This is a genomic window from Brachyspira sp. (assembly GCF_029258575.1).
Lineage (GTDB): Bacteria > Spirochaetota > Brachyspiria > Brachyspirales > Brachyspiraceae > Brachyspira.
Window position 1 is genome coordinate 1 of sequence record NZ_JARHYI010000148.1, and the last position, 7,645, is coordinate 7,645.

Below are 7,645 nucleotides of genomic sequence, written 5' to 3' on the forward strand. Positions count from 1 at the left end.
TTTATAAAAAAATATAAAAAGGAGAATTTTTATGAGTAAAATTACTATCATAGGTGCTGGTAATGGAGGATTAACAGCTGCCTATCATTTATCTAGAAATGGACATGAAATTTGTATTTATGATTCCCCTAAGTTTGCAGTACAAATAGAGGCAGTAGCTAATAATGGAGGAATAAAGGCATTAGAAGAAGAACATGGTGCTAAAATGATTTTAGCAGGATTTTCTAAAATATCAATATCTACTACAGATATTAAGAAAGCTATGGAATTTTCAGATATCTGCATAATGGTTTGTCCTTCTTTTGCCCAAGAGTTGCTTTTTAATGATATGCTTCCTTATATTAGAGATGATATGAGAATCATTATTATGCCTGGAAATTATGGAGGACTTGTTTTAAATAGAATACTTAAGGAAAAATTTCCTGACACTATGAATAATATTTCCTTTATAGATTCTATTACTATCCCTTGGGCATGTCGTATAGTTTCGCCAGGTGTTATTACAATTATGGGACTCAAAGAATTTCTACCTTTGAGTATTTTTACTAATAATAATGATAATAAGAAAAAAATTGAAGATGAATTAAAAGATATTATGCCTATACCTATAGAGATTTTAAATAATCCTATAGTTGCTGGATTAGAAAATATTAATTTTGGAGGTCATCCTTTATTAACTACTCTTAATATGGGAATTTTAGAGAATTTTAATGGAGAATTCAATTATTATAAAGATTGCTGTTCTATTGCAACTTCAAAAGCAGCATCTAAAATGGATTTGGAACGTCTTGAAATAGGTAAGGCATTAGGTATAAAATTACGTACTGAACTTGAAGCTATGAATGCTCTTTATGCTTTAAATGAAATAAGTGTTTATGACTTTAATCGTAAATCAGAAACACATGGTAAAATAAATAATGCTCCTAATAGTTCAAAAGCAAGATATATTACTGAAGATGTTCCATATCTCTTGGTACCTGCATATCATTTGGCAAAAATTTGTGATATAAAAGTACCTATTATTGAATCTTGTATACACATAGCTTCTGCTTATAATGATGAAGATTATTTTTCTACTGGAAGAACCTTAGAAAAAATGGGATTTAAAAATTGTACTAAAGAACATATTATAAATTTTTTAAATAAATAATATTATCAAAATCCGTTTATATAAAATATATAAGCGGATTTTATTTATTATAGATTTAATATAAAATTTTTAATTTTTAATTAATAATATAATATTAAAGAATTATTTAGATAGAGTATAAGATTAGTAATATGTTTTGCATGTTTTGCTGTACATATAAGTTTAATCAAATATTTAGAATTGGAATGTAAGTAAGGTCAAAAATATAGATGGATGTTTTGTGTTGCTGTGAATTTTAATCAGAATTTGGACTCTTTGGTATTGCAAAGAATGCAAAGATGTATATGTTTTTTACAGTTCAGCCATGTAGCATAACACTCCTTTTACTATGAATAATTTTTATTAAGTTTTATTACTAGGATATATTAAATGCATAAATGGTTTTTAAGAAAAGTAAAGAATAAATATGAACTTTATTGTTTATATGATGATGAAGATGATGATATTCCTATTTTATCATTAATGAGAGTTTTAGAAAATGAATATGATGATATTATTATACAAAATGAAGAGTCTGATATTATGAATGGAATATATACTAAAAATTTAATTATAAATAGCATAGAGTTTTCTCTTTATGAAGAATTATACAGTTTAACATTTAGTTCTAATACTAAAGAAGGAGATGCAATTATATATTATATTTCTACTATACTAAAAGCTGATATGCAATAATTTATATATCATTATCATCTATTTTTAAACTATCTATAGCTTTATCAAGCTCATTTCTTAATTTTCTTTTTTTTATATTATTATCGAATTCATTTTGATACATATAATTATTATTATCAATATTTTCTATTTGTGTTTGTTCCATTTTCAATATTTGTTCTAAATTTTTCTTAGCATCATTATAGCCTTCCTCTATACGCATTTTAGCACCGCTTAATGAGAAATCCATAGCACCTTTAAAGAAATCCCCTATATCATTACTGGCTATTATTTCATAAACTTTGCAATTATCTGATTTTTCTATGATACTGTCTTTATATAAATTTATTGCAATTATTTCATTACAATTCTCTTCATATAAAGGTTTTAAAGGAAGATTATTTCCATTTAATATTTCAACTCCACCATCTACATAATTAGTTCCTTTTATAGTTTGTCTTCCAAATATTAAAGGTATTGCACTTGTAGCCATCATTATTTCTTTTATTTCTTTATTAGTTTTGCCATTTAATTTAAAATACTGAACATTTACTTTTTTCAAATTAACAGCAGCAGCATATATTGGATATTTATAATTTGAAATAATATCTATATTTAAATATTTATCTATTATCTCTATTAAACCTTCTCTGCTGAATATTCCATTTGAGGATATAAATTTATTATTTTTATTTATCTTCTTTTTTGAAAGAATTTTATCTTCTATTTCATTTGTCCATATATATTCAGCAATATCATAATCGTTTTGTGCAAATAGACATGCATTCAATACGCCTACAGAAGTACCTGATATAGCTTCTATGTTTTTATCTATTCCATATTCTCTTAATGCCTTCCAAACTCCAATCTGATAGCTTCCTAAACCTCCGCCTCCACCTAATACTAATCCTAATTTACTCATAATAAAAAATCTCCAAATATTTATATATTAAATTTTACTTAAATATACTCCCCAAAAATCGTTTATAAATTCCAAATAATCTCTTTTATTTTTATCTGCAATTTTTTCTAATTTTTTATTTGTTTTATCTTGATAGTCCTTAATTTTTTTATATTGTAATTTTAGTTTTTGTTTGTATTTGAATATTTCTTTATTTGATGAATATGAATCAAAATATTTATTTAAATATTTTAAAGTATTTTCATAATCTTTTTTTATTAAATATATTTTAGCTATTTCCTTATAGCATAAAGGCACTTCAAAATTTCTAGTTTCTCTTATTAAAATTTTATATATACTTTCTATTTTTATATGAGAAGCTTCTTTATTATTTTTATCGTTATGAAGTATAATATCACATTCCATTATTGCTTTTTTATATTTTTTCTCTTCAAAATATTTATTCGCTAATTCTATTCTATTTTCTATATTATATATAGGCTTAATATTTTTTGATATCATTTTTAATTCATTTATAATAAGTATTATTATATCATATATAGTTATCTCAGAATTATAATCAAAGTTAGATATATTTGCCCCATATTCATTGACTAAATTAATTTTTATATTATTTATATCATTTTCATTTGATATTTTTAATATAGAATCTACTATATAATTTTCTTCTTTATCTAATTTCTCTATTTTTCTTATCCCGCTTAATATTGGTATAATATGCTCCTGAATACATACATCATTTTTAGTATTTAGAAAGAGTTTATTTATTAAATTTGGTTTTTCTATTAATTTTCTGTATATATCAATTATTTTTATTTTTTGGTCTGCCTCGATATTAAAGTCAAATAATATTGATTTAATCATATATATATGTTCTTTAGTCATACTTGATGTATAGGAAGTTTTTGTGAATAGATCATTGCTGATACATATAATTTTTTCTATATTGTCCATATCATAATATTTTATATTATCAAATTCCAATACATTAGAAGAAGCTTTAAACTCTAATAATTCTACTTTCTTTTCTAATGAATCTATTCTGTTAGATTCTTCATTAATTTTATTTAAAATTACATTAAATGATTCTCTTACATTATTGCATATCTTTACTAATTCTTCTTCAATATTTTTTTCTACATTATTTAATTTATTATTTATATATATTAATCCTTCATATGTTATTTTATTTTGTTTAGCCAAATACTCAATCATTTTTAATGAGGCATTTTTTACTATGGCATAATTATAATCTATTTCTCCTCTTATCTTTCTATTTTGTCCTGTTATGGAGTTAAATATATTATCAAAGAAACCTTGTTTTGATAAAAATTCAGTTCTGGACTTTCCAGCACTTAAAGAAGAAACAGCTTCTATTGTAAGTTCTGTTAATTTAGTTGAATTTTTTTTATATTCTTCTACATTATTTAGTATATATTCTTGTATTATAGTTTTATCTTTTTCATCTATTTCATTTTCATATGGTATAACAAAATCCATGATAACTCCAATATTGATAATTAAATTATTATGGATAGATTATATATAAATTTTGTTTGTTTTTCAATATATATATATTAAATATGAATATGCATTATTTTATAAATGTATTTTCAATGATTATATATATTTGATTTTATGATTATTTGTTTAATAAATTAGTAATATTTAATTTTATATGAAATTACATTGTATAATAATGATTTTAATATTTATATAAAGTCATATAAAAAATAATTAAAAATCTTACAATATTATATTCAATTCCTTTTGTTTATGATATCATATTTATAATGAAGGAAATAGTTATATTTTAGTTTCATATAATAAAATAAATATAAATTATCATATTGAAATTATTTTTTATGATTGTATCATGTATATGAGGAAATTTATGGAGATGGAATATGAAAAAAATATATAGTTTAAGATTTAAAATTCCCATTTTATTTATAGGGGCAATAGTTTTATCAATATTTCTTAGTGTTGGAAGCGTATTATTTTTAAGTATGAAAACTATAGATCATATTGTTGAAAGTGGTTTTCAATCAACATCGGTATCTTTTAAGAATTTAATTAATCTTTGGCTTGAAGATAATAGCTCTTCTATGAATAATTTTGTTACTTCAGATGCACTAATAGATTTTTTATCAAATCCTCAAGATGATATTTTAAGGATTAGGGCAGAGGATGCTCTAGAATATTTTAAAAATTCAAAAAGTTCATTTATCAATTTTATGATATTGGATTTAAATGGAAAGACAATAATAGATTCTGAAAATGGAGTATTAGCAAATACGATGATGGATACTACAGATTCAGGATGGCAAAAATTTGTTTCAGGCGGTTATAATGTCGGTGGAGAGTCAAGTATAACAAAATCTGTTGTTACAGGAATTCCTGCTTATAGAATGTGGAAAGGTATCAAAGATAATAATGGAAAGACATTAGGTGTATTATCAGGTAATGTAAACTGGGGAGATTTAATAAATAAGTATATATTAAATGCTCAAATAGCTCAGAAAGGAAAAATATCTATAATAGACAGCAATAAAAAAATACTTGCTCATCAGGATAATAATAAAATTCTAACTGAAGCAGATAATTATCTTCCATATGATGAAGTTATAAATAATAAAAGCGGAATTACTCGTTATAAAGGTGATACAGATAAGCAAAAATATTTGATATCATATCATAATATAGATAATACGGATTGGTATATTATAATAACAATTTTGGAAAGTGAATTATATTCTCATATTGGGAGAACTTTATTATTTTCAATATTATTCGGAATAGCAATAATAATTATTGTAGCTATTATTATAGTAGGATTTACTAGAAGATTAACATCTCCTCTTAAAGAAGCTTTGAGACTTGCAAATTTAATATCAAATGGAGATTTAACCTTTGATATTAATAGTAAATATCTTCAAAGAAGAGATGAAGTAGGAGAGCTTATAAATAGTTTTGATCATATGAAAACTTCTATTAGAAATATTATAGATATTGCCAATTCAAATGTTGCCTTAACAAAAAGAACAGCTTACTCTTTATCATATTCAAATAAGGATTTGGCAAGCAGAACTTTAAGTCAGGCATCGGATTTGGAAAAAACTGCTGAAGCTACTGAAGAGATATCTTCTACTATAAAGAAAACTGCGGATAATTCTGCTGTAATTAATGATATGATGATGGATGCTAGAGAGGCGGTTGAAGAGGCTGGAAGTATTATTTTAGAAACTGCACAAAATACTAGTCAGGCATTTGAATATAGTCAGAAAATTAGCGGATTGGTTAAGTTTATAGAAGACATAGCTTTTCAAACTAATATACTTGCTTTGAATGCATCTGTAGAGGCAGCAAGAGCTGGAGATCAGGGAAGAGGATTTGCTGTTGTGGCTTCTGAAGTGAGGAATTTAGCACAAACAACTCAAAGTTCAGTTAGTAATATTACTTCATTCATTATAGAAAGTAATGAAAAAGTAAAAAAGGCAACTGACTCTGCTAATATGTCCAGAACATTATTTGAAGATATTGAGGCTAAAATAGAAGAAACTACAAAAGTTATTAGAGATATGGCAAATACTACTCGTGAGCAGCTTATAGGAATTGATAATATAAATAGTGCTATGTCAAATATGGATGCTCAAACTCAGGAAAATAGTTCATTGGTATATTCTATGCATGAATCTTCAAAAGAGCTTGAAAATCAGATGGAAGAATTATCAAATGCGATGTCTTTCTTTAAAGTTGGTGCTAGAAAATTAGAATGGCTTGATCAATATTATACTCATAATAAGCTTATAGATAGTCAGCATGTTCAAATTATAGAGTATGCTAATAAAGTTCATTCTGCATTGTATAATGGTGTTAAAGATGATGTTGATGAAGCATTTAAAGGTGCTATTAATTATACTAAATATCACTTTTCCGAAGAGCAGAAGATACAGGCGATACATAAAGATAAATATCATAAAATTAAAGAACATTTTGATGAGCATAGAAGATTTGAAAAGGCTATTGATGATCAGTATAAAGAGTTCAAATCAAGTAGTGATTGGCATAAAGTAGCTATAGATTTTGCAAAACTTTTAGCCAAGCTTTTAATAGAGCATATAGGTGTATGGGATAAAGAATTTGTTAGAATTGCAGGAATAAAAGATTCTTAAAAATTATTTCCAATTAGAACCAAAAGGAGAGCTTTCTATAAGTTTATTATAGAATAGCTCTCTTATTTTATTTAAAAAACTTTTTGTTTCATCATTAGAATAATCTGCATATGTCCAAGGAAGTTCTGTATAACCTTTTTTCTTCTTATATAAAAGAGTTAAATCTGCAAATACTCCTTCTTTTAAATATATTCTATGTGTGAAATTTTTATTTGTAACTAAAATAAAATTTTCTAAAGTTAGTATTGCAGGGTCTATATTGATTGTACGTTTTCCATTATTATCTGAATATTCTATTTCTATATTATCTGTAATCTTTTTTACATCACTTATATAATCTCTTTCTATCATATTTTCAAAAACTATGAATCTTTTATTTAGTGATTCTCCCATCTCTTCTTTATAATAAATAGAATGAGAAAATAAATATTCATCACTTATAACTTCTATTTTTCCGAAATTATTAATAAGTTTTTCTAATACAGAATTATATATATTATTATCATTATACATTAATGCTGTTACAAGTACGGCTTTTGATTGTTTTAATACTTTACTCATAAGTCAATATTATATTATTTTAATTTATATTTCTATAACTATTATAGAAATAATTTCTTGCACGGGAGCCAGAGATATTTCCTTTAAGTATTCCTTATTTTTTTGAAGTATAACATAGGAGTATCATAATTTAAAGCGGAATGTATTCTTTTATGATTCCAAAAATTATTATATTTTATTAAT

The 7,645-nt window shown here is 24.3% G+C and carries 6 protein-coding genes; 3 read left to right on the plus strand and 3 right to left on the minus strand.

The features are described 5' to 3' along the window. Positions 1-31 precede the first annotated feature (31 nt). Positions 32-1,150 carry an NAD/NADP-dependent octopine/nopaline dehydrogenase family protein gene (locus Q1J76_RS11770; RefSeq protein WP_300370625.1) on the plus strand — a complete coding sequence of 373 codons (1,119 nt, stop codon included), beginning with the start codon at positions 32-34 and terminating at the stop codon, positions 1,148-1,150. Between the two features lie 369 nt (positions 1,151-1,519). Continuing rightward, positions 1,520-1,825 carry a hypothetical protein gene (locus Q1J76_RS11775; protein ID WP_300370628.1) on the plus strand — a complete coding sequence of 102 codons (306 nt, stop codon included), beginning with the start codon at positions 1,520-1,522 and terminating at the stop codon, positions 1,823-1,825. Between the two features lies 1 nt (position 1,826). Here the strand turns inward: Q1J76_RS11775 and Q1J76_RS11780 are convergent, their stop codons facing one another. Both Q1J76_RS11780 and Q1J76_RS11785 read right to left on the minus strand, forming a co-directional pair. Next, positions 1,827-2,726: a patatin-like phospholipase family protein gene (locus Q1J76_RS11780; RefSeq protein ID WP_300370631.1), complete on the minus strand. Its 900-nt coding sequence runs from the start codon at positions 2,724-2,726 to the stop codon at positions 1,827-1,829. Positions 2,727-2,753: 27 nt separating this feature from the next. Further along, complete coding sequence (locus Q1J76_RS11785) at positions 2,754-4,226, minus strand: hypothetical protein (RefSeq protein ID WP_300370634.1); 1,473 nt, start codon at positions 4,224-4,226, stop codon at positions 2,754-2,756. Positions 4,227-4,633: 407 nt separating this feature from the next. Between Q1J76_RS11785 and Q1J76_RS11790 the strand changes: the two genes are divergently transcribed. Further along, positions 4,634-6,901: a methyl-accepting chemotaxis protein gene (locus tag Q1J76_RS11790; RefSeq protein ID WP_300370637.1), complete on the plus strand. Its 2,268-nt coding sequence runs from the start codon at positions 4,634-4,636 to the stop codon at positions 6,899-6,901. 3 nt (positions 6,902-6,904) lie between these two features. Here Q1J76_RS11790 and Q1J76_RS11795 read toward each other — a convergent pair whose 3' ends face one another. Continuing rightward, positions 6,905-7,462, minus strand: coding sequence for a DUF4416 family protein (locus Q1J76_RS11795; protein WP_300370640.1), 558 nt, complete (start codon positions 7,460-7,462; stop codon positions 6,905-6,907). Between the last annotated feature and the right edge of the window lie 183 nt (positions 7,463-7,645).

What these genes read in the sequence shown, in the direction of transcription:
- Q1J76_RS11770 (WP_300370625.1), top strand. Translation starts at nt 32, where the DNA reads ATGAGTAAAATTACTATCATAGGTGCTGGTAATGGAGGATTAACAGCT.
- Q1J76_RS11775 (WP_300370628.1), top strand. Translation starts at nt 1,520, where the DNA reads ATGCATAAATGGTTTTTAAGAAAAGTAAAGAATAAATATGAACTTTAT.
- Q1J76_RS11780 (WP_300370631.1), bottom strand. Translation starts at nt 2,726, where the DNA reads ATGAGTAAATTAGGATTAGTATTAGGTGGAGGCGGAGGTTTAGGAAGC.
- Q1J76_RS11785 (WP_300370634.1), bottom strand. Translation starts at nt 4,226, where the DNA reads ATGGATTTTGTTATACCATATGAAAATGAAATAGATGAAAAAGATAAA.
- Q1J76_RS11790 (WP_300370637.1), top strand. Translation starts at nt 4,634, where the DNA reads ATGAAAAAAATATATAGTTTAAGATTTAAAATTCCCATTTTATTTATA.
- Q1J76_RS11795 (WP_300370640.1), bottom strand. Translation starts at nt 7,462, where the DNA reads ATGAGTAAAGTATTAAAACAATCAAAAGCCGTACTTGTAACAGCATTA.